The organism is Halomonas sp. AOP13-D3-9, assembly GCF_052379125.1.
GTDB lineage: Bacteria > Pseudomonadota > Gammaproteobacteria > Pseudomonadales > Halomonadaceae > Vreelandella.
In genome coordinates this window covers 210,325-231,058 of sequence record NZ_JBQSYH010000006.1, presented here as the reverse complement: position 1 = coordinate 231,058, position 20,734 = coordinate 210,325, and the positions used below count along the sequence as shown (strand labels likewise).

The window sequence follows — 20,734 nt, the reverse complement described above, 5'->3', positions numbered from 1 at the left end:
ATACGTCTATCACCAGCCGTCGCCTGATTGGGCATTACAGTCCAACAGCATGCTAAACTGCTGTTAGTATCGCTGTTTTTTTGCTCTGGAGGCCGCCGTGCAGGATGCCCATCGCCGTAAGCTCCCCATCGGGATTCAGACGTTCTCGGATATCCGCGAGGGCAACTATTACTACGTCGATAAAACCCCGCATATCGAGCGCCTGGTTAACCAGAACAAATACTACTTCCTCTCGCGGCCGCGGCGCTTCGGCAAAAGCCTGTTGCTGGATACCCTGCGCTGCCTGTTTGAAGGTCGCCAGGCACTCTTTGAAGGGCTATATATCCACGATAAGTGGGACTGGCAGCAGCGCTATCCGGTGATCCGCATTAGCTTTGCTAATGGCGTCATTCAAGACCGCAGTGAACTGGATCGTCGGATTCATTACCAACTCACCAAGAATAGCGAGCGATTAGGCCTACCGGCGACAAGCTATCCAGACATCCCAGACGCCTTTGCTGAGCTTATCGAGGTGGCGCATCGCGAATACAGCCAACCTGTGGTTATCCTGATCGACGAATACGACAAGCCGATTCTGGATAATATCGTGGTGCCGGAGCGTGCCCGGGAACTGCGCGAGGGTTTGAAGAACCTTTACAGCGTGCTTAAAGACGCCGATCCACACCTTCACTTTGTGTTGCTTACTGGTGTTTCCAAGTTCAGCAAGGTCAGTCTTTTTTCGGGATTGAATAATCTTAACGATATCACGCTGGATGCTCCTTTCAGCACGATTTGTGGCTATACCGACGAGGACGTTGATACGGTATTCGCCCCGGAACTGTCAGGGCTGGATCGCGAAGCAATTCGCCAGTGGTACAACGGTTACCGCTGGGGTGGCAGCGAGGTAGCCTCTGTCTACAACCCCTTTGACGTGCTGCTACTGTTTCAGAAACGCGAGTTCGCCCCTTATTGGTTCGAGTCCGCGACACCGACGTTTTTGGTCGACATCCTTAAGCAACGCGGGGTATTCACTCCCTCATTGGATCATTGGGAAACTGAGTATGAATTGCTCAGCCAATTTGATGTGGATCAGATCAGCACCGAAGGCCTGCTGTTCCAAACCGGCTACCTGACTATTCAGCAGATAGAAGAGCCGCTGCGTGGCTACCGCCAGTACACCCTGGGTTTTCCTAACCGCGAAGTCGAAACCAGCCTCAACCATGCGCTCCTGCCATCGCTGGGCGTCGAGAACGCTCCGCGTGAGCGTCGAACGCTGTTCCGCCATTTAAGTCAGCACGATATTGCCGGGTTAGAAGGTCACCTCAAAGCGCTCTACGCCGGGCTCCCTCACGATTGGTACCGCAACAATCCGATTGCCCGCTACGAAGGGCATTATGCCAGCGTCTTTTACAGCCATTTTGCGGCCCTGGGGCTGGATGTGACAGTGGAAGATGCCAGCCACCACGGCAAGGTGGATATGAGCGTGGATTTTGGTGGCCATATCTACCTGTTCGAGTTCAAGGTAGTGGAACAGCTGCCGGAAGGTAAAGCATTAGAGCAGATCAAACACAAAGGCTACGCCGATAAACACCGCGCCTCTGGCAAACCCATACACCTGATCGGCGTGGAGTTTTCCAGCGTCCAGCGCCAGATTATGGCCTTTGAGGTGGAGACCTTGGCTTAGGTCGTAATGCCAACCTGGGAGCATGTTAAGCTGCTGTTCGTATCGCCGTTTTTGTTCTGGAGGCCACCATGCCGGATACCCACCGCCGTAAGTTACCCATCGGGATTCAGACGTTCTCGGATATCCGCGAGGGCAACTATTACTACGTCGATAAAACCCCGCATATTGAGCGCTTGGTTAACCAGAACAAATACTACTTCCTCTCGCGGCCGCGGCGCTTCGGCAAAAGCCTGTTGCTGGACACCCTGCGCTGCCTGTTTGAAGGCCGCCAGACGCTGTTCGAAGGGCTGTATATCCACGACAAGTGGGACTGGCAACAGCGCTATCCGGTGATTCGCATTAGCTTTGCCGATGGCGTGATGCAAAGTCGTGAATCGCTGGACGAGCGTATCCGTGAACAGCTAAGGGTTCAACGTGAGCAGCTCGGTATTTCCCAGCACCATAAGACGGATATCCCCGGCGAATTTTCCGCCCTCATCCGCGCCGCCCACCAGCAGTATGGGCAGCGGGTGGTTGTGCTGATCGACGAGTATGACAAGCCGATTCTGGATAACATCCTGGTGCCCGAGCGCGCCCGGGAACTGCTCGAGGGCTTGAAGAACCTTTACAGCGTTATTAAAGATGCCGACCCACACCTGCACTTTGTGCTGCTTACCGGTGTTTCAAAATTCAGCAAGGTCAGTCTGTTTTCGGGATTGAATAACCTCAACGATATCACCCTGGATGCCCCTTTCAGCACCATTTGCGGCTATACCGACGAAGACATCGATACGGTGTTCGCCCCGGAACTGCCCGGGCTGGATCGCGAGGCGATCCGCCAGTGGTATAACGGCTACCGCTGGGGTGGCAGCGAGGTAGCCTCTGTCTACAACCCCATTGACGTGCTGTTGCTGTTTCAGAAACGCGCGTTCGCCCCGTACTGGTTTGAGTCCGCGACGCCGACGTTTTTGGTCGAGTTGTTGAAAGAGCGCGGTGTCTATACCCCCGCGCTCACTGCCCGGCACAGTCGGCCAGCGCTATTGAGCCGCTTTGATGTGGATGATATCTCGACGGATGCCATGCTATTTCAAACAGGCTACCTGACGCTTAAGGACATTCGGGAAGAAGTGCCATACCGGCCGCTTTATCAACTTGGCCTGCCCAGCCAGGAAGTGGAAATCAGCCTTAACGAAGCGCTACTACCCATACTCGGCGTTAGCCATGCCGTTTTCGATGAATTGGCGATCCGTTTGCCGCGCCTGCTGAAAACGGCCGATCTGAAAGGACTTGAAACCCACTTCAAGGCCCTTTATGCAGGTCTGCCCCACGACTGGTACCGCAACAATCCCATTGCTCAATATGAAGGCCACTATGCCAGCGTCTTCTATAGCCACTTTGCCGCCCTAGGCGTCAGCGTGACAGTCGAGGACGCCAGCCACCATGGCAAGGTGGATATGAGCGTGGATTTTGGCGGCCATATCTACCTGTTCGAGTTCAAAGTGGTCGAACAACTGCCAGAAGGTAAAGCACTGGAGCAGATCAAACACAAAGGCTATGCCGATAAGTACCGAGCTTCTGGCAAATCCATACACCTTATCGGCGTGGAGTTCTCCAGCGTTGAGCGCCAGATTGTGGCCTTTGAGGTGGAAACGCTAGAACCGAGTACGACTTAGTCATCTTTTGACCGAACGGTGCAGCGGCGCGTAGAGCGCCTCGGTCAGCGTGGCAAAACTGTGCCCTAGGGCGCGCTCGTTAAATAGCCGCTCAAAACTCGACCATTGGTGGGAGAGGTAGGCGCTTTGGGCAACTTCTCCGGTTTGGAAACGGCCACCTTCGTAGGCCGTTTCGGCGGCGGCGTGGGCGTCGCTGTCGGCCTCAGTATCTGGAGTGCCTTGCTTGGCCAGCCAGGCAAAAGCGGCTTGTGGGGCCAACGGTAGCGGGGCTCGCATACCATCGCACCAGGCATTGAGCAGTGCTTCTAGCTGGAAGCGCGCATTGTCGGCTTCTAGAGGCTCCAGGCGCACGTGGCCCGCTTTGGAAAGCAGCTGAGTGGTCATTGGCTGCTCAATATTGCCCGCCAAGTGGGCGACCCAGGGGCGTAGCAGATGCTGCCAGCGGTATTGGCCGCGGCCACGCCCTTGGCTGATTAAACTACTGCTGAGCAGTAGCAAGCGGCAGCGGTTGCCTGCGTCATCCTGGCGTAGCTCTCCCAGCCAGTCTTCCAGCGTTACCTTTCCTTCCGCTGTTTCAACTACATGCACCGCCTGGGGCGCTGCGACTACCTGGGGCCACTCTTGCAGTGCTTCTTCGTAAGCGCCAAACAGCGCCTCCATCGGTTCCGCCAGCGCTTCGCGCATCCGGTCACCAAAGGCGCCCACTGCCAGCACGCCCTGGCCTTTGAAGCGTTCCAGTGCTGCATGCAGCGCTTCTATTCTCGGTTGGCCGTTATCCACGGCGTGGCGCTGGGCGGCGATTAGCTGATCCTGTAGTTGCCAGTTCTGTAGCCCGTCCAGGGTGAAGGGTTCAACGTCCAGCTGGGTAAGCTCCTCCTGCTCGAAGTAGACCCCCAGGCGAGTGTTGAAAAACGCCTTGGCGGGTTCGCGTAGAAAGCTGCCTAGCTGGTTCAGGGTTAACGTGCTCTGCTGCTCGTTGTCCGCCTTAAGCTCTGGTGACTTTGAGTCTTGGATGCTTGCGCCACTGGGGGTGTGTAGGGCGTGCCATTCGTGAGCATACGTAAACAGCCGTGCTTGGGCAGGGGAATCGCTGATTTGTTCGGTAAAATAGCGGCGGCTAAACGGCTGCAGCGGATGCTCGGTGGTCAGGGCTTCCAACAGCGGCTCGCCGTTTTGGGTGTGCCAGCCCGCTGCTAAGTGGTCGCGCAGTTGGCCGACCAACACCGAGGGCGGCATGGGGTTGTTGTCGATCTGGCTGCGACCCACCCAGCTAATATAGAGCTGTTGGCGGGCAGAGAGCAGCGCTTCCAGAAACAGGTAGCGGTCGTCTTCCCGCCGTGAACGGTCACCGGGGCGGTAGTCGCTGCCCATTAGGTCAAAATCCAGCGGCGGCTGCGAGCGCGGGTATTCGCCGTCGTTCATGCCCAGCAGGCATACGTGCTTGAAGGGGATGGCCCGCATCGGCATCAGCGTGGCGAAGTTGACCGCCCCGGCTAGAAAACGCTGGGAAAGGCTGTGCTCGTCGATTTGCCCTAGCCAGTGTTCACGCACCATGGAGAGCGGCAGCGGGTCAAAAAGCTCCGCCTCTTCGGTGCTGTCCAACAGCTGCTGCAGCGCGGTTTCCAGCTTGGTGAGCATCACGCTCTCTTGAGCGTCGTCGGTAAGGAAGTAGGTTTCTAATAGCTCTCGCAGCCGGGCTACCCAGGTGGCAGCGTCGGTGGGCTGGCAGAACGTTTCCCAGGTGCTTTCCAGCTTTTCCAACAGGTTCGCCAGCGGGCCTGCCAGTGAGGCTTCCAGCCCACCAATATCATCAAACGGTTCGATGCCTTGCCACGCCTCCGCACTACCAACCGAATAACCCAGCAGCAAGCGGCGCAGGCCAAAGGCCCAGGTGTTCTGGGTGAGGCCTTCGGGCAAATCTAATCGGGTGCGCTGCTCGGCATTAAGCCCCCAGCGGATGCCCGCGCCCTCAATCCAGCGGCTCAGGGTTGGCAGGTCGTGTTCATCGATGCCAAAGCGGGTGCGCAGCGCGGGGACTTCTAGCAAGTCGAGCAGATCGCTTACCGAGAGGCGTAGCTCTGGCAGGCGCAGCAGTTTTTCCAGCGCAATCATCATCGGCAAGCGGTGGCGGCTGGCCTGATCCGAAAGGGTGTAAGGGATGTAGCGCGGGTCGTCGGGTCTAGCGTTCGCGTTGTAGCTACCGAAGGCGGAGCGGTACTGGCCGAACACGGCTTCAATATGGGGCGCGTAGCGGTCGATATCCGGCACCATGACGATGATATCCCGCGGGCGCAGATCCGGGTCGGCGCTGAAGGCCGCCAGCAGCTGATCGTGAAGTATCTCCACTTCCCGCTGGGGGCCGTGGGCAATATGAAACACGATGGAGTCGTCGCTGGCCGGGTCTAGCGCGGGCCAGTGGGTTTGGGTTTCCGCTACTGGGCGCAGCTCGCGGATATCGTCTTGGAGCTGGCTGAGTAGGCAGCTGTGTTCGCCATCGCTAAACGGCTCGAACATATCGATGCGCAGCGCCTGCTGCTCGAATAGGGTTTGGTAGTTGCCCGCGTCGTCGTGTTCATCGAGCAGGCGCAGGTAGTCGCGCCCCTGTTTACCCCAGGCGGCCAGCAGCGGTTGGGCGTGAAGGTGCAGGGCATCGTCGGCATCCCCGGTGCCCAATACATCCAAAGCGTCGGGCATGCCTGCCTTGCGCTGCTGGCGGTAGCGGCTGGCGCGCAGCAGGTCTTTGTGCTCAATGATATCCGCCCAGTAGTACTGGCAGGGGTTGTGCACGCAGAGCACGATCTGGCAGCAGCGCGACAGCGCCGCCAGGGCTTCTAATGTCTGTTGCGGCAGCGATGAGATGCCGAAAATAATCAGTCGCCGGGGCAGGCCGTGTGGGCAGTCCTGGCCTTCAAGCTGAACGGCGGCTTCCAAAAAGCGGCTGTGCACCTGGGCGCGGCTGCTGTTGAGGCCCGCCTCGCCTAGATTATTAGCCACATCATCGCGCAGTGCTCGCCACAGCTCTGGCTGCCACAGCTGGTGCGCTTCCAGCGGGCGGGCTTCGCCACGGGCGGTGATCAGCACATCGTTGCCCTTGGCCCAGGCGTCCAGCCAGTCGGCGCGATACACCTGATACTGGTCGAATAGATCCGCCAGCCGCTCGGCCAGCTGGTAGTGCTTGCGCTGGTCGCGATCCACTGCTAAAAAGCGCGCCAGTGGCGCGAAGGCTTCCTGCTCGGCAAGGCTGGGCAACAGGCGCAGAAGGCGCCATATCAACCGCGACTTATCGAACGGCGAGGTTTCAGGAACGGCTTGGTTGTCATGGGTTAGCTGCGTCAGCACCGTGCGGTAGGCCTGCCATAGGAAGCGCGCGGGCAACGTGACGTTCAATGCCGCAGCAATGCCCGCACCGCCTTGGGCAGGGTCTTCTGCCAGCGCCAATTTTAGCCACTGCCCAATGCCGTTGCTCTGCACCAGAATGGTCTCGTTCTCCAGCGGCGAGAGCGGGTGTTTGCGCATCCACTCCACCGCCAAACCGCGCAAATCTTCCAGGCGATTGGCATGCACCACCATAAAGCCCGGTGTTAGCGGCGTTTGCGAGAGCAGAGAGTTTGCAGACATGCACGATTCCTTAATGGATGGTGCCTCACGGCGGTGGCGGGGCGACTAAGTGTATGGTGCCATAAGTTTAGTTCTGAAGCTTGAAACCCTAGCGTCCTGTTTGAGAGCTGCTATGATGAATATGTGATGCATATAAGTTGTATATTGGTTGTATAGGCGTAGCAGGAGGTTGCCGATGGCAATGGGCAATGTAAAAGAATCACTTAATGAGCCTTCCGGGTATCTTGTGCCTGATTCGTTCGAGCGGTTTTTGGCTGACTTGAAGGGCGTTGCTCGAGAAGAGCGTCACCCATTGATTAACCCGAAGTTGTTTGCCAGTGCATTGAGCATCGATATTCAAACGCTTGCTAGTCAAGCCCACGTTCATCGTACGACGATCTCACGTGCCCAGGGGGCAGAAAAACTTCAACGTTATCTTCGTGATGCACTTCGTGTGCTCGGTGCAGCGGCGGATATTAATGGTGACTTCCATGACGCTCTGTTTTGGTTTCGCAACGAGCCGCTTAGCGCATTTGACTATAAAACACCCGAGCAACTCGTGAGTGAAGGGCGCTCAAATGACCTTCTGCGCTATGTTCAGTCGCTGCAAGCAGGTGTGGTGGGATGATATTGCTGCCAGAGCTGAAAACTCAGGCATACCGGGTACATGTTCCACGCTGGGCGTTTTCTCCTACTAGTGGGGCCGGTGCGAGAGAGCATGGCGGGCGACTGAACCGTGTTGGTGTAGAGGCGTTATATCTTTCACTTGAGGAGCAAACAGCGTTAGCGGAGTACAAGCAGCTTTCTGCATTGATGCCGCCTGGGCTGATTGTCAGCTATTCGGTTAGCGTGACTCATATTGTCGATTTTCGAGCAGGCTATCACTCGAAATGGGATAGCCTGTGGCAAGAGCTTAACTGTGACTGGCGTAAGTATTGGTTTAATCAGCGTATTGAGCCGCCTAGCTGGCTATTAGGCGATATGGCGTTGGAGCAAGGTGCTAAAGGAATACTGTTTCCTTCTTTGGCACATGCTTCAGGTACTAATCTCGTCCTCTATACCGAAACGTTAACAGAAAACGAAAGCCTAGAGGTCTATGATCCGAACGGTGATTTGCCGCGTGATCCACGCTCTTGGCAATAATTACTTTTAATAAACTTACTTATGCGACCTCTTCCCTTGCGCGAACGCCGTGGCATCGCCAAGCTATGCGGATACCGTGAACAACGCTAAGAGAGATTTCTAATGTCTGATTCATCGCAAAACTCCCGCCGCCACTCTTCCCAAGTGGTCGATGGCCCAGGCAAAGCCGCCAGCCGTGCTATGCTGCGCGCCGTGGGCTTTAACGACGAAGATTTCAAAAAGCCTCAGGTGGGTATTGCCTCTACCTGGAGCATGGTGACGCCCTGCAATAGTCATATTAATGAACTGGCCGAGTTTGCGCGTGACGGTGCCGATGCGGGCGGTGGTAAGGGTGTGATTTTCAATACCATCACCATTTCCGATGGTATTGCCAACGGCACCGAAGGCATGAAGTACTCGCTGGTCTCACGTGAAGTCATCGCCGACTCCATCGAAACCGTTGCGGGCTGCGAAGGCTTTGATGGCCTTGTCGCCATTGGCGGCTGCGATAAGAACATGCCGGGCTGTCTGATGGGGCTGGCACGCTTAAACCGCCCCAGTGTGTTTGTTTACGGCGGCACTATTATGCCCGGCAAGGGACACACCGATATCGTCTCGGTTTTTGAGGCCATGGGCGCTCACTCCCGTGGTGATATCGATTTGATCGAGCTTAAGAACATCGAAGAGACGGCGATCCCTGGCCCTGGCTCCTGTGGCGGCATGTACACCGCCAACACCATGGCGTCGGCCATTGAAGCCTTGGGCATGAGCCTGCCGGGCAGTTCGGCGCAGAACGCTACCTCTCAGGAGAAACGCGACGACTGCAAAGCGGCTGGCGAGGCGGTACTGGCGCTGTTAGCCGACGATATCAAACCCTCCGATATTATGACCCGCGAGGCGTTTGAGAACGCGATTACCGTGGTGATTGCCTTGGGTGGCTCCACCAACGCGGTACTGCACCTTATCGGCATGGCGCGCACCATAGGCGTTGAGCTTACCCTTGCTGACTTTACCGAAATTGGTAAGCGTGTGCCGGTGCTGGCAGACCTTCGCCCTAGCGGTCATTACATGATGAGCGAGCTGGTGGCGATTGGCGGTATTCAGCCGCTGATGAAAATGCTATTGGATGCTGGCCTACTCAATGGCAACTGCTTGACCGTCACCGGCAAAACGTTGGAAGAGAACCTTGCTGAGGTTGAGCCTTATCCCGCTGAACCACCAATTATTGCTCCGCTCGGTAATCCGATTAAAGCGGAAAGCCATCTGCGCATGCTTTACGGCAATCTTGCACCGGAAGGGGCGGTTGCGAAGATTACCGGCAAAGAGGGCACGCGCTTCTCTGGTTCAGCGCGGGTATTTGGCTCGGAAGAAGAAGCCCAAGCGCGCATTAATGATGGCACCGTAGTCGCTGGCGATGTGGTGGTGATTCGCTACGAAGGGCCGAAAGGCGGGCCCGGTATGCGCGAAATGCTCACACCTACTTCGGCGATTATGGGCCGCGGCCTGGGTAACGACGTGGCGCTGATTACCGACGGCCGTTTCTCGGGAGGCAGCCATGGTTTCGTGGTCGGCCATGTGTCGCCGGAAGCCTTTGACGGTGGCCCGCTGGCGCTGGTAGAGAATGGCGATATCATCACTATTGATGCTGAGGCGGATACCATTGAGGTGGATTTGTCTGATGAAGAGCTGATCCGCCGTCGCGCTGCCTGGCAGCAGCCTGAACCCCGCTACACTCGCGGTGTGCTGGCTAAGTATGCTCGCCTCGTTAGCTCGGCCAGCACCGGTGCGGTGACCGACCAAGAGTAACGCACATTAAAATGACGTTGTCATAAAGCGTTAAAGCGCAAGGCTTAGAATTAAAGCCTTGCGCTTTTTTAATTGGGTAGCAGGTGACCAGATGGTGGAGAAAACGCAGGTACGAGGGCGTGTCAGTGAGGTTTTTTGGGCTTTTTTAGCGCTCGGCTTAACGTCCTTTGGCGGCCCGGTAGCGCACCTGGGGTATTTTCGCACGGCCTTTGTGGAGCGCCGCCAGTGGTTAACTGAAAGCGCCTACGCAGATCTAGTGGCGCTGTGTCAGTTCTTACCTGGGCCCGCCAGCAGTCAGGTGGGCTTTGCGCTTGGCCTACTGCGCGCAGGCCCTTGGGGGGCGGCCATGGCGTGGTTGGCGTTTACGCTGCCCTCGGCGATTATCTTGGTGCTGTTTGCGTTTGGTGCGGCGGTGCTGGATGGCCCTATTGCGAGTGGCATTATCCATGGCTTAAAAGTAGTGGCGGTGGCGATTGTGGCCCACGCGGTGTGGGGCATGGCGCGTAATCTTTGCCCGGATAAAACCCGCACGGGCATTGCGCTTGCGGCGGTATTTGTGGTGGTGCTAGTCAGCGGCCCGCTGGGCCAGGTGTCGGCGATTGTATTGGGTGGCTTAGCTGGGCTAGCGCTGTGTCGCGATAGTGCTGCTGTCACAGCAAGTGAATCGCTGCATTTTCCAGTAACGCGCAAGGCAGGCATGGTGGCGCTGGGGATGTTCGCAGGGTTGTTAATTCTGCTGCCGCTATTGGCGGGAGTCGCCGCTTGGCTGGATATCGCCGACGCGTTTTATCGTTCAGGTGCATTAGTATTTGGCGGCGGTCACGTGGTGCTGCCGCTGTTGGAAGCAGAAGTGGTGCAGTCGGGCTGGGTGACGCCGGATGAGTTTTTAGCCGGTTACGGCGCCGCCCAGGCGGTACCGGGGCCGCTGTTTACGTTTGCTGCTTACCTGGGAGCGCTGCTGCCCGGCACTAATGGTTTAGTTGGTGCTTTGCTAGCGCTATTGGCCATCTTCATTCCTGGCTTTTTGTTATTGGTGGGCGTGCTGCCTTTCTGGAATCAATTTCGTCAGTGGAGTAGCGCGCAAGCGCTAATGCGCGGTGCCAATGCCGCAGTGGTGGGTATTTTAGGCGCAGCGCTTTATCAGCCGGTGTGGACTAGCGCGATCATTGGTGCAGAAGAGTTTGCACTGGCGCTTACAGGTTTCTTGCTATTAACCGTATGGAAGCTGCCCGCTTGGGTCGTGGTGGTTGTTGTAGCGTTTGGGGGGATTGCGATTGCGCCATGAGCCGTCATTACGAACGAAGTGAAGTAATCTCGGGATTGGGGTAAGCGTGAAAAAAAATTTCTTTGCAGACCGCCGGGAGGCGGCCTGCGTGGAGTGGAGAAGTGGGAACAGCAGAAAAAGTGTCTGCTATGGCGCCTCCAGCTCTAAGGTGCGACGCAGGGCGTGAAGTTCATCCACTCCCAGGTGCTCAAGCCTTCCGGCGAGCAAGTCGCTAATTTTCTGAACGGGAAGCCCTGCCCGGCGGGCAATTTCTCGGCTTCCTAGGTCTGATACGGCGATCAGACGCGTGATAATACGCATTAATCGCGTACGTTTTTCAAGTTCCCTGACGTCGAGGTCAGGGCTGCTTCGCGGAGGATCAAGCTGTTCCGCTGTGGCAGTTGCGCGTGCCGTGCTCATGTGGCTCCATCAGTCTGAAATGACCTTCACACAATGCCGCCAACCGATGCGCATTTCAATGCCTATTTTGATGAAAATTTCACGACCTCAGCAAAGCCCGCAAAGGGGCTAGCTCTGGTAAACTATGTGCCTTCCTATTTTTATGTGTATCGGGTTCGGTGCACGCTACTTTTTCGATTTTTTATCTCGCTTTTATAGGCCGTTGGGCCGAGGAGTTTTGCATGTCGTCGAACAGCGCACCCAAGGTGGGCGTGATCATGGGATCCAAGTCTGATTGGCCGGTCATGGAGCACGCTGTCTCCATGCTGGAGCGTTTGGGCGTGGCTTATGAAACCCGCGTGGTCTCGGCGCACCGCACGCCTGACCTGCTGTTCGATTATGCCAAGAGTGCTGCCGAGCGCGGCTTGCAGGTTATCGTGGCGGGGGCGGGCGGTGCAGCCCACTTGCCGGGCATGGTGGCCTCGCAAACGCCGTTGCCCGTGCTGGGAGTGCCGGTGGAGTCGAAAGCCCTTAAAGGCTTGGATTCACTGCTCTCCATTGCGCAAATGCCGGGCGGTATTGCGGTGGGCACCTTGGCGATTGGCAAAGCGGGCGCCACTAATGCGGGGTTGCTGGCGGCGCAAATTGTCGGCCTGCAAGATGCGACAGTACGCAGCGCGGTAGAAGCGTTTCGCGCTGAGCAAACTCAGAAAGTCCTCGACAACCCTGATCCGCGCCCCGAGCCGGAAGCGGAATAAGGAGTCTGGCTATGAACTCTGGTATTGCAAAGAGCGACGTTGTTAAAACTGACGTCGTACAAAACATTGGCGTACTGGGTGCAGGTCAATTAGGCCGCATGTTGGCGCTAGCGGGTTATCCGCTGGGCAATCGCTTTACCTTCCTGGATACCACCGGGAATCCCAGTGCGGGCATCGGTGAGGTGATTATCGATCCTGACAACCAGCACTTGGCCGAGTTTTTGGCCAAGGTTGACGTAGTGACCTACGAGTTTGAGCACTTGCCCGTTCAGTTGGTGCGTGAGATCGAGCAGCACAAACCGGTCTATCCCAGCAGCCGTGCCATTGAAGTGTGTCAGAACCGAGTCGAGGAGAAGACACTGTTTGATCGCTTAGGCATCCCCACGCCTGCCTACCGGGTGGTTGAGAGCGCCGAGCAGCTAGAAGCCGCCGCCCGTGAGCTGGGTTGCCCGGTGGTGGCTAAATCGGTCACTGAAGGCTACGACGGTAAAGGCCAAGCAGTATTAAAGCAGCCTGAGCAGGCGGCGGATGCGTGGAGCGCTATCGGCCATTCGCAGTTAGTCGTTGAGGCCTTCGTCGACTTTGTGCGCGAAGTCTCAATGATTGCCGTTCGTGGTCGTGATGGCGAGGTGGTGTTCTACCCCATGGCCGAGAACCAGCACGTAGACGGTATTTTGCGCTACTCGGTGGCGCCTCTGCCGGATTTGGATGCCAGTGTTCAGCAGACCGCCGATGGCTATATTCGCGCGTTGCTTGATGAGCTGGATTACGTGGGCGTGCTGGCGCTAGAGCTGTTTCAAACCCGCGATGGCAGCCTGCTGGCCAATGAAATGGCCCCCCGTGTGCATAACTCCGGCCACTGGACAATGGATGGCTCAGTGACCAGTCAGTTTGAAAACCATCTACGTGCGATACAGGGCTTGCCCTTAGGCGATACCCAGGCGATTGCCCCCACCTGCATGATTAACGTGATTGGTCGTGAAGGTGACAACGCAGCGATTCTAGCGCTTGCCAATACGCACCTGCATCGCTACGACAAAGCCGAGCGCGCCGGGCGTAAGCTTGCCCACGTCAATATCCTCGCGCCTAATCATGCCGAACTGCTGGAAAAAGTGAACGCCTGCAGTGCGTTACTGCCGGAAGCACCGCCTCCAGCGTTGAGCTTTTCCATCAATCAGTAGTTTTTAAAATCGCCTGCTTTAAGCTGTACCCCAGCCATTGGGTTAACTTCCAAGGGCTGAGGTGCATTTAATTTCAGACTAGACAGTTGAATTAGCGTTTTCCAACGTTCATAAAATTTAACAATGATTGCGGTGCTAATCATGAGTCCTTTAATTTACTCTGGTCTTACTCATCACATGAATACTTATAGCGCGGTTTTTCTAGCCCGGTAGGTAGATACCTATTTTTACGCATTTAAATTTGTCGATTTTTGGCATATTTAGGCAAAAGCATATGGATAACTAGATATGGGCAGCTCACCCGACGTGTTAACTCATGCGCAACGCCTGCGTCATGAAAAATTGCGTTTACTGTATACCACTGTTAAGCAGCCTGTCGTATCAGGTATATTAGCGAGTGTTTTCTTAGTTATTCTTATGTGGGGCATGGTCAGCGCCGTAATGTTAGCGGGTTGGCTTATCGCGATACTGCTGGTTTATGGGTTACGTTTACTCATAGCTACCCGCTTCTTACGTGCCTCTTCGCCAGATCAAGAGCATCGACGTTGGCTAGGTATTTTTGCGCTTACTATATTACTTACAGGATGTGTGTGGGGTGCCGGCGGTGTCTTAATGTTTGATGTTGGACGCCCTGAGCAAGTGGCAGCGTTAGTCATTGTACTATGTGGCGTAGCGGCGGGCTGCGTTACAATGCTCTCGTCAATTTGGTGGATGGTTCTGCTTTTCACACTGCCTATTGTGGTACCGCTACAGCTATTGTTCGTCACTTCCAATGCCCCTATGCATAGTATGCTTGCCGCGTTAGCGGCAATTTTCGTGTTTTCATTAATTGCCACCAGCTACCGATTAGGCCAAGTCATTCACGACAATATTGAATTGAATCTCACGATGGCAGCCCGTGAAGTACAATTGCTTGAAAGCGAAAATCGCTATCTGTCGATTTTTCAGCATTCACCGCTGGGCGTCTTACATTTCGACAGGAAAGGGTGTGTCACAGACTGCAATAACAAGTTACTAGAAATACTGTCCATCGATCGAGCTAGGTTACAGGGAGTCTGTATTCGGAAGGGGGCGGATGCTGATGTGGCTTCGGCTGTTCAGAACGCCCTGGATAAAGGTGCGGGATATTACGAAGGTAATTTGTTGATGCCTGCTTTGTCCAACCGCATAAAAGGTACGCCTGTGCGGGCTTTCTTTAATGGCGTACGTAGCGTTGATGATGAGATTGTGGGTGGCGTGGTCATTGTAGAGGACTTCACCGAACGTAAGCGTAACGAAGAGGTTATTTATCGCCAAGCCTACTATGACGCGTTAACCGATTTGCCTAATCGGCGCCTATTTATCGAGCGCTTGGAAGCGCTCTGCGACAAAACACAAACCGCAGTGCAGCGCGGGTTACTGATGTTCTTAGATCTGGATCGCTTTAAGTTGATTAACGATACCTGGGGGCATGCCACCGGGGATGATCTGTTGGTTCAGGTCGCAGGTCGTTTGCAAAATTGCTTACGTGAAGGAGATGTTGCGGCAAGGCTCAGCGGCGACGAATTTGTTCTGCTGGCGCGACTGGGAGAGAAACCAAACGAGGCTGTAGAGGCATCCGCGGAGGCTTACATGCGGACGGTACAGCAGCTGCTTTCACAACCTTACCGACTTGCCAATCGCGAGGTAGAGGTAACCCCTAGCATGGGTTATACCTGTTTTACCGCTGCCGCCTGTGACCACGAAGAAGTGCTCAAACAGGCGGATATTGCGATGTACCGCGCCAAAACCGAAGGGCGGGCGCGGCTGCGTCGCTACCAACCCTGGATGCGCGATAAAATGCAGTAATCCGAACGCTTAAGCCAATTGACCGATTAGCAGCACCCACAACGCGATTAACGCAAAGTGGCCGGGGTACCACGCTAGCCATAAACGCCTTGGCATCACTAAGTAGACGGGCGGGATTAGTTGCGCTGCACCTGCAGCAAGCAGTAGCACGGTGAGACACGTACCTACGGTAAACGATTTGGCCATGTCAGAGGCATTCATTTGCCCGGCAATCCAGAGCACTGGGAACGCCGCCAAGCCTGCCCATAGGCGCGCTTGAAAATGGCTTTCTGCTTGGCTCAAGGCGTGCATCGCGAACATTAATAATGGAATCAGCAGCAGCCCGTTGTGACCATACTCCACCCAAAAACCGAGCAAGTACCACACGGTAACGCCTACCGCCGCACCTGCTAACAGCCAGGGCAGGCCTAACGTTTGCTGCTGGTAGTGCTGCCAGCCTTGGCGCACTAGCGTACCTAAGGCCAAGCCACTGGCCAGCGTAAAACAGACATTTAGGATAAAAGCGTCTGATGAACGCGGCATCATCATGTAGGGGAGTTGGGCGACCAGGCCGATAATCAGAATACGCCGTGAGTAGCGCAACGGGTTACGGGTATTAAACAGCCCGTGCCAGGCAACCATGGCGGCAAACAGCGGGAAGGCGATACGGCCAATGGAAGAGCCTGCCCAGCTTAAATCCCAATCACCGGGCAATACATAGCGGGTGAGGTGGTCAATGGTCATAGTGATCAGCGCCAGCCATTGGCCCCAACCTGTCCAGTGGGAAGACGGGCGAGGGAGAGTGCCTGCATGTGGGCTAGTCGAGTGAGCCATAAAACCTCCGTGTTGAATAGGCGCAATGATACACAGACAGAGGTAGCTTTACCTAGTTCACTAAACTGGCTACGTTAGGCAGAAACGCATCACCCCAGCAAATGCCAGGGTGATGGTCGGGCTGATAGACATTAAGTCTTGCTGTGAAGCTTACTCTTGCCCACCGAAATAACGGTTGTAAATCTCGTCGTAAGTACCGTCTTCTTGCACTTCAGCCAGGGCTTCGTTGAACTGCTCGGCGAGTGCTTCGTCGCGTTGACGGAAGGCGATACCAAAGCCATCACCAAAATATTCTTTAGGTTCGGTGAGCATCTCGCCGACAACAACGTAGTTGCCTTCTTCGCTATCCAGCAGCGTGGACTTTCCGACCGGGTAGTCGAGGAACAAGATATCCAAACGCTCGGATTCCATGTCCAGCACCATGTCGTCGGCGGTAGAGTAGCGGTTGATGTCGGCGACATCGCCGTACATGTCGGTGACGTAGTTGTCCTGCAGAGTGCCGCGCTGAACGCCGATGGTCATGCCGGCGAGTGATTCTTCATTGGTTGCATCAAGGTCGGTGCCTTCAGGGGCAAACCAAGCGGACGGCGGGGTGATGTAAGGGTCAGAGAACAACACTTGCTCTCGACGGTCATCATTGATCGTCATAGAGGACATAATCGCGTCGTATTTGCGGGCCATGAGACCCGGGATAATACCGTCCCAGCCCTGTACTACCCATTCACATTCAACGCCGATACGCTCGCATAAGGTGTTGCCCAGATCGATATCAAAGCCGGTCAGCTCGCCATCCGGCGTGCGATATTCCATCGGCTCGTAAGGCACATCAACCCCGATACGTATTGGGTCTTCTTGTGCCTGGGCAGCGCTTGCTGCAACGGCTAAGCCTAGCAGTGAGACGGACAGCAGTTTTTTCATTATGTATCTCCTTGGAAACAGAGTTCATCTAAGCAACCTCTGCATAATGGATGGCGCTGCCTATACGGCGTTGACCACGTTAATCACAGGTTGCTGTGTGATGATCATTATTAACCTATCCTAACTCGGCGTTGACGAAAAGCGCTTGATGGTATGTAAACCAACGTTTGTTTCTCATTAGGTGTTCTGCGGCTGTAGATGTGCGAGCAGTTTTTTCTCTAGATAACGAAAGAAATACAGGATAGTGAAGGTTAAACACAGGTATATCGCCGCCACAAACAAGAAGGCGTCAAAAGGCGCATAAAAACGCGCATAGACAAAGCGTGCTGCGCCGGTCAGGTCCATAATCGTCACCACGCTGGCAATAGCGCTGGCGTGTAGCATGAATATGACTTCGTTGCCGTAGGCCGGCAGGGCGCGACGAAAAGCGCTGGGGATAATAATGCGCCGCATGGTCTGTTGGGGCGACATGCCGTAGGCTCGAGCCGCTTCAATTTCACCTTTCGAGGTAGACTTAATTGCACCGCGAAAAATCTCGGTCGTATAGGCGGCGGTGTTGAGGGTAAATGCTATGAGAGCGGGAACGAACGGCTTTTCAAGTATCACCCATAGCCAAGTGTCTTGGATACCGTCGACAAATACCACACCGTAATAAATCAGGTAGAGCTGGATGAGCAGCGGTGTGCCACGAAAGACATAGGTGTAGGCAAAAATAGGCCATTTAATCCAGCCATGTTTTGAACCACGCCCAATGGCCAGGGGAACCGCGGCGATTAAGCCGATGATCAGCGATAAAAATACCAGTTGCACCGTGGTGGCCAGCCCATCGCCATAGTAGGAAAGCGTTTGCAGCGTGAAAATACTGTTCTCGGCAAGCTGATTTTCGAGCCATGTTATGAAAGCGGTCATTAATCTGCCTCCCCATAGCCAATGTCGTAGCGTTTTTGCAGACGAGCAAATATCCACTCCGAAACGCTGGCGATGAGCAGATAGATAAGCGCAACAATAATCATGAAGGTGAAAGGTTCACGCGTCGCTTTAGAGGCTTCTGAGGCGACGCGCACCATGTCAGAAAGCCCGATGACCGAGACCAGCGCTGTGGTTTTGAGCAATACCATCCAGTTGTTGGAAAGACCGGGTAGCGCATGGCGCATCATCTGTGGAAAACGGACGCGACGAAAAACCAGCCCATCGCTCATGCCATAGGCTTTACCTGCTTCGATCTGCCCATTATCGACCGCCATAAAAGCGCCGCGGAAGGTTTCCCCCATATAGGCCCCGAAGATCAGCCCAATGGTGACAACGCCCGCAACGAAGGCATTGATATTGATAAAAATATCGATATCGAAGGAGTAGTAAAGCCAGTCGGTGATCATGTTGACGCCAATTTGGCCACCGAAAAAAAACAGCATCATCAACACCAGATCGGGCACGCCGCGAATAAGGGTGGTGTAAAGCGTGGCAAGACGATGCGCTAACCAGCTCCGTGACATCTTCGCGCTAGCAGTTAGTAGCCCCAAAATAATCGCTAAAATCAGCGATAACACCGCTAATTGGATGGTGACGCCTGCCCCCTCAATCAGCCGGGGGCCATACCCTTGTAGATCAATCATGGTAAGCCTCGCGGATCAGTATTTGGGGGCCAGAAATTGCTGCAGGCGCGGTGATTGTGGATTACCCAGGACGTCAGCAGGCGGTCCTGCTTCTTCCACTAAACCTTCGTGAAGATAGATGACTTGGCTGGAGACATCACGGGCAAAGCTCATCTCGTGGGTAACCACTACCATGGTGCGACCCTCTTCAGCGAGACCATGCATGACTTTCAATACATCGCCGACCAATTCTGGATCGAGGGCAGAGGTAGGCTCGTCAAACAGCATGACTTCTGGATCCATCGCCAGCGCGCGAGCAATTGCCCCACGCTGCTGTTGGCCGCCAGACATCTGTGCGGGGTAGGCGTTGGCGCGAGCGGTTAAGCCGACGCGATCGAGCAGGGCATGGGCATGCTCCAAGGCCTCTTTTTTAGGTTTTTTCAGCACATGAATCGGCGCTTCGATGATGTTTTCCAACAGCGTCATGTGGGCCCACAAGTTAAAGCTCTGAAACACCATGGAGAGCTTGGCGCGCATTTGTACTACCTGCTTCCAATCTTCCGGTTCGCGGCCATGCTTAGTGGTTTTAAAGCGAATGGGTTCGCCATGAACAATGAGGTCGCCATCGTCGGGCTGCTCAAGTAAGTTCATGCAGCGCAAAAAAGTACTTTTACCCGACCCAGAGGCACCTATCAGGGTAATCACATCGCCCTTTTGGGCTTGTAGTGAGAGACCTTTCAGAACTTCCGTATCGCCAAAGCGTTTTTTAATATTACGCACTTCAAGGGGAGTAGGCGTAGCGGCCATATCATTGGCTCCAGTACAGAGTTGCCGCAGCAACAGGTGGGTTTGATGCGGCTGGCGCGAAAAAAGGGGCGATTCTATCAGGCTGGGCGCATTATGCGCGCTTTCCTTATAACATTATGCACTCGACGTTGGTCGTATCGACGCCAAGGGGCCTGTTATCGCCTTACCATTGTTATTGTCTTAGCTAGATTGCCTGCCTGGGAGTCTCTAAGCGATTGGCGCCACCAGTAGCGCGGCACGGGCGCCCACTTCCACCTGGGCGTTGGGGAACACCACGTAAAGTGGCGTATCGCCCACCCGAAAATCACCTGCCTTACCATCCTGCGCCAGCAGGGTGCCAGGCTCAAAGCGGCTAAAGTTCGCCGTGTTCTCGGCAAAACAGAGCTGGAAGTCATCGGATTGACGAATTAACTCGTGATGCACCTGAAAAAACAGAATTTCTGCGGCTGGCTGACTGGGCGGGGCGCGTCCTTCACTAAGCGCCGAGAGCAGAGCGCGCATCGGTTGTAGGGAGGCCATATCGTTTTCACCGAAAGGGGCGACGCGGCCCAGCTCAAAGGTAAATGCCTGGGCGGCGTGATAGTGCTTGCTGTAGTGTGAGAACGTCCAACTATGCTGATGTTGGTGCAGCACCGCCTGCATATCCGCCGCTGCTAGCCAGCCCCACTGCTCGGCGTCTGTGGGGACGTCGGCATAGGGTTCTACAACGAAACGGGTATAACGGCTATCCCGAATCGCGGTATGTAGGTCGTAATGCAATTTGGGTAGCCCGGAATGGCGCGCATAAAAACCATCTACAGCGGCCATTAACGCCCGGGCGCGATCTGGCTCGTCACCTTCAGCGCGTAGTTCGTTGTGTAGTTCGTTGTGTAATTCGCGGCTAAATAGCCGGTTTAAATTGGTAGTAACAAAACGCTGCTGTGCCTTAAGCGCGGGTAGATTGCCTAAAATCACCAGGACGGGCGCGCCGAGCTTTATGCTGCCTGCTTCTAAGCCGCTTAGCCATTCTCCTACCAATTCAACGGGCGCGGTTTCATTGCCGTGGATGGCTGCTGAAAAAATGCACGCGCGTGCGTCCTGACTGGCGGTGTGGGGAGTGAGTTCCAAAATGCCCGGCGCATGCAAACAGTAGCTGCCGCTTGCGAAAACGCCTTGGCTGGCGGCGGGGGGCTGCCCGTCAAGCGACCAGTCGAGCCATTGGCCTAGCATTGTCGCTCCTTAGCATCTGTTGACAGTATCGTTGTCAGTTTAAAAGTGAGCCTAGCATTACCATGCTTAACGTTTGTCACAAGCCAGTAGGTCGTTCGCATGTAAAAGCCTAGCTTATTCGTGAAA

Annotated in this window: 17 protein-coding genes; 9 read left to right on the top strand and 8 right to left on the bottom strand. The window is 55.2% G+C overall.

Annotated features, from left to right (window positions below; translation table 11 throughout):
* The first annotated feature begins 97 nt into the window (after positions 1 to 97).
* Together ACT3UM_RS08970 and ACT3UM_RS08965 are read left to right on the top strand one after the other, a co-directional pair.
* The gene (locus tag ACT3UM_RS08970; protein ID WP_498898001.1) at positions 98 to 1,663 is read left to right on the top strand and encodes an ATP-binding protein; all 1,566 of its coding nucleotides are present in this window, start codon (positions 98 to 100) and stop codon (positions 1,661 to 1,663) included.
* Between the two features lie 68 nt (positions 1,664 to 1,731).
* Positions 1,732 to 3,315, top strand: a complete 1,584-nt coding sequence (locus ACT3UM_RS08965) for an ATP-binding protein (protein ID WP_498897999.1) — start codon at positions 1,732 to 1,734, stop codon at positions 3,313 to 3,315.
* Here the strand turns inward: ACT3UM_RS08965 and recC are convergent, their stop codons facing one another.
* Positions 3,316 to 6,933 (bottom strand): exodeoxyribonuclease V subunit gamma, encoded by a 3,618-nt coding sequence (gene recC / locus ACT3UM_RS08960; RefSeq protein ID WP_498897997.1) that lies wholly within the window; start codon positions 6,931 to 6,933, stop codon positions 3,316 to 3,318.
* 175 nt (positions 6,934 to 7,108) lie between these two features.
* On the opposite strand from recC, the gene ACT3UM_RS08955 reads away from it, so the two are divergent.
* The 4 genes from ACT3UM_RS08955 (at position 7,109) to chrA (ending at position 11,125) form a co-directional block, all read left to right on the top strand.
* Positions 7,109 to 7,540: a DUF2384 domain-containing protein gene (locus ACT3UM_RS08955; protein WP_498897995.1), complete on the top strand. Its 432-nt coding sequence runs from the start codon at positions 7,109 to 7,111 to the stop codon at positions 7,538 to 7,540.
* Entirely contained in the window at positions 7,537 to 8,055 is a 519-nt protein-coding gene (locus ACT3UM_RS08950; RefSeq protein WP_498897994.1) for an RES family NAD+ phosphorylase, read from the top strand. Before ACT3UM_RS08955 ends, ACT3UM_RS08950 begins: the two co-directional genes overlap by 4 nt.
* Positions 8,056 to 8,157: 102 nt before the next feature.
* The gene (ilvD, locus tag ACT3UM_RS08945) at positions 8,158 to 9,840 is read left to right on the top strand and encodes a dihydroxy-acid dehydratase (protein ID WP_498897992.1); all 1,683 of its coding nucleotides are present in this window, start codon (positions 8,158 to 8,160) and stop codon (positions 9,838 to 9,840) included.
* Positions 9,841 to 9,931: 91 nt separating this feature from the next.
* The gene (gene chrA / locus ACT3UM_RS08940) at positions 9,932 to 11,125 is read left to right on the top strand and encodes a chromate efflux transporter (protein ID WP_498897990.1); all 1,194 of its coding nucleotides are present in this window, start codon (positions 9,932 to 9,934) and stop codon (positions 11,123 to 11,125) included.
* 126 nt (positions 11,126 to 11,251) lie between these two features.
* Here chrA and ACT3UM_RS08935 read toward each other — a convergent pair whose 3' ends face one another.
* Positions 11,252 to 11,524: an XRE family transcriptional regulator gene (locus ACT3UM_RS08935; RefSeq protein ID WP_008958942.1), complete on the bottom strand. Its 273-nt coding sequence runs from the start codon at positions 11,522 to 11,524 to the stop codon at positions 11,252 to 11,254.
* A gap of 221 nt (positions 11,525 to 11,745) precedes the next feature.
* Here ACT3UM_RS08935 and purE point away from each other — a divergent pair, with 221 nt between their 5' ends.
* From purE to ACT3UM_RS08920, 3 genes are all read left to right on the top strand, one after another.
* The gene (purE, locus tag ACT3UM_RS08930) at positions 11,746 to 12,261 is read left to right on the top strand and encodes a 5-(carboxyamino)imidazole ribonucleotide mutase (RefSeq protein WP_022522693.1); all 516 of its coding nucleotides are present in this window, start codon (positions 11,746 to 11,748) and stop codon (positions 12,259 to 12,261) included.
* Positions 12,262 to 12,272: 11 nt separating this feature from the next.
* Positions 12,273 to 13,442: a 5-(carboxyamino)imidazole ribonucleotide synthase gene (locus ACT3UM_RS08925; RefSeq protein WP_498897987.1), complete on the top strand. Its 1,170-nt coding sequence runs from the start codon at positions 12,273 to 12,275 to the stop codon at positions 13,440 to 13,442.
* 612 nt (positions 13,443 to 14,054) lie between these two features.
* Complete coding sequence (locus ACT3UM_RS08920; RefSeq protein WP_498897985.1) at positions 14,055 to 15,269, top strand: diguanylate cyclase domain-containing protein; 1,215 nt, start codon at positions 14,055 to 14,057, stop codon at positions 15,267 to 15,269.
* A 9-nt stretch (positions 15,270 to 15,278) separates the two neighbouring features.
* Here ACT3UM_RS08920 and ACT3UM_RS08915 read toward each other — a convergent pair whose 3' ends face one another.
* The 6 genes from ACT3UM_RS08915 to ACT3UM_RS08890 form a co-directional block, all read right to left on the bottom strand.
* The gene (locus ACT3UM_RS08915; protein WP_498897983.1) at positions 15,279 to 16,082 is read right to left on the bottom strand and encodes a TraX family protein; all 804 of its coding nucleotides are present in this window, start codon (positions 16,080 to 16,082) and stop codon (positions 15,279 to 15,281) included.
* Positions 16,083 to 16,232: 150 nt separating this feature from the next.
* Positions 16,233 to 17,000: a transporter substrate-binding domain-containing protein gene (locus ACT3UM_RS08910; RefSeq protein WP_498897981.1), complete on the bottom strand. Its 768-nt coding sequence runs from the start codon at positions 16,998 to 17,000 to the stop codon at positions 16,233 to 16,235.
* Between the two features lie 177 nt (positions 17,001 to 17,177).
* Positions 17,178 to 17,909, bottom strand: a complete 732-nt coding sequence (locus ACT3UM_RS08905) for an ABC transporter permease (protein ID WP_498897979.1) — start codon at positions 17,907 to 17,909, stop codon at positions 17,178 to 17,180.
* Positions 17,909 to 18,613 carry an ABC transporter permease gene (locus ACT3UM_RS08900; protein ID WP_498897977.1) on the bottom strand — a complete coding sequence of 235 codons (705 nt, stop codon included), beginning with the start codon at positions 18,611 to 18,613 and terminating at the stop codon, positions 17,909 to 17,911. The genes ACT3UM_RS08905 and ACT3UM_RS08900 overlap by 1 nt, the downstream gene beginning before the upstream one ends.
* 15 nt (positions 18,614 to 18,628) lie before the next feature.
* Positions 18,629 to 19,399 (bottom strand): ABC transporter ATP-binding protein, encoded by a 771-nt coding sequence (locus tag ACT3UM_RS08895; protein WP_498897975.1) that lies wholly within the window; start codon positions 19,397 to 19,399, stop codon positions 18,629 to 18,631.
* Positions 19,400 to 19,606: 207 nt separating this feature from the next.
* Entirely contained in the window at positions 19,607 to 20,608 is a 1,002-nt protein-coding gene (locus tag ACT3UM_RS08890) for a succinylglutamate desuccinylase (protein ID WP_498897973.1), read from the bottom strand.
* Positions 20,609 to 20,734: the final 126 nt, after the last annotated feature.

Excerpts from the sequence above, each read along its gene's own strand:
- ACT3UM_RS08965 (WP_498897999.1), top strand. The coding sequence starts at position 1,732 with ATGCCGGATACCCACCGCCGTAAGTTACCCATCGGGATTCAGACGTTC.
- recC (WP_498897997.1), bottom strand. The coding sequence starts at position 6,933 with ATGTCTGCAAACTCTCTGCTCTCGCAAACGCCGCTAACACCGGGCTTT.
- ACT3UM_RS08955 (WP_498897995.1), top strand. The coding sequence starts at position 7,109 with ATGGCAATGGGCAATGTAAAAGAATCACTTAATGAGCCTTCCGGGTAT.
- ACT3UM_RS08950 (WP_498897994.1), top strand. The coding sequence starts at position 7,537 with ATGATATTGCTGCCAGAGCTGAAAACTCAGGCATACCGGGTACATGTT.
- ilvD (WP_498897992.1), top strand. The coding sequence starts at position 8,158 with ATGTCTGATTCATCGCAAAACTCCCGCCGCCACTCTTCCCAAGTGGTC.
- chrA (WP_498897990.1), top strand. The coding sequence starts at position 9,932 with ATGGTGGAGAAAACGCAGGTACGAGGGCGTGTCAGTGAGGTTTTTTGG.
- ACT3UM_RS08935 (WP_008958942.1), bottom strand. The coding sequence starts at position 11,524 with ATGAGCACGGCACGCGCAACTGCCACAGCGGAACAGCTTGATCCTCCG.
- purE (WP_022522693.1), top strand. The coding sequence starts at position 11,746 with ATGTCGTCGAACAGCGCACCCAAGGTGGGCGTGATCATGGGATCCAAG.
- ACT3UM_RS08925 (WP_498897987.1), top strand. The coding sequence starts at position 12,273 with ATGAACTCTGGTATTGCAAAGAGCGACGTTGTTAAAACTGACGTCGTA.
- ACT3UM_RS08920 (WP_498897985.1), top strand. The coding sequence starts at position 14,055 with ATGTTTGATGTTGGACGCCCTGAGCAAGTGGCAGCGTTAGTCATTGTA.
- ACT3UM_RS08915 (WP_498897983.1), bottom strand. The coding sequence starts at position 16,082 with ATGGCTCACTCGACTAGCCCACATGCAGGCACTCTCCCTCGCCCGTCT.
- ACT3UM_RS08910 (WP_498897981.1), bottom strand. The coding sequence starts at position 17,000 with ATGAAAAAACTGCTGTCCGTCTCACTGCTAGGCTTAGCCGTTGCAGCA.
- ACT3UM_RS08905 (WP_498897979.1), bottom strand. The coding sequence starts at position 17,909 with ATGACCGCTTTCATAACATGGCTCGAAAATCAGCTTGCCGAGAACAGT.
- ACT3UM_RS08900 (WP_498897977.1), bottom strand. The coding sequence starts at position 18,613 with ATGATTGATCTACAAGGGTATGGCCCCCGGCTGATTGAGGGGGCAGGC.
- ACT3UM_RS08895 (WP_498897975.1), bottom strand. The coding sequence starts at position 19,399 with ATGGCCGCTACGCCTACTCCCCTTGAAGTGCGTAATATTAAAAAACGC.
- ACT3UM_RS08890 (WP_498897973.1), bottom strand. The coding sequence starts at position 20,608 with ATGCTAGGCCAATGGCTCGACTGGTCGCTTGACGGGCAGCCCCCCGCC.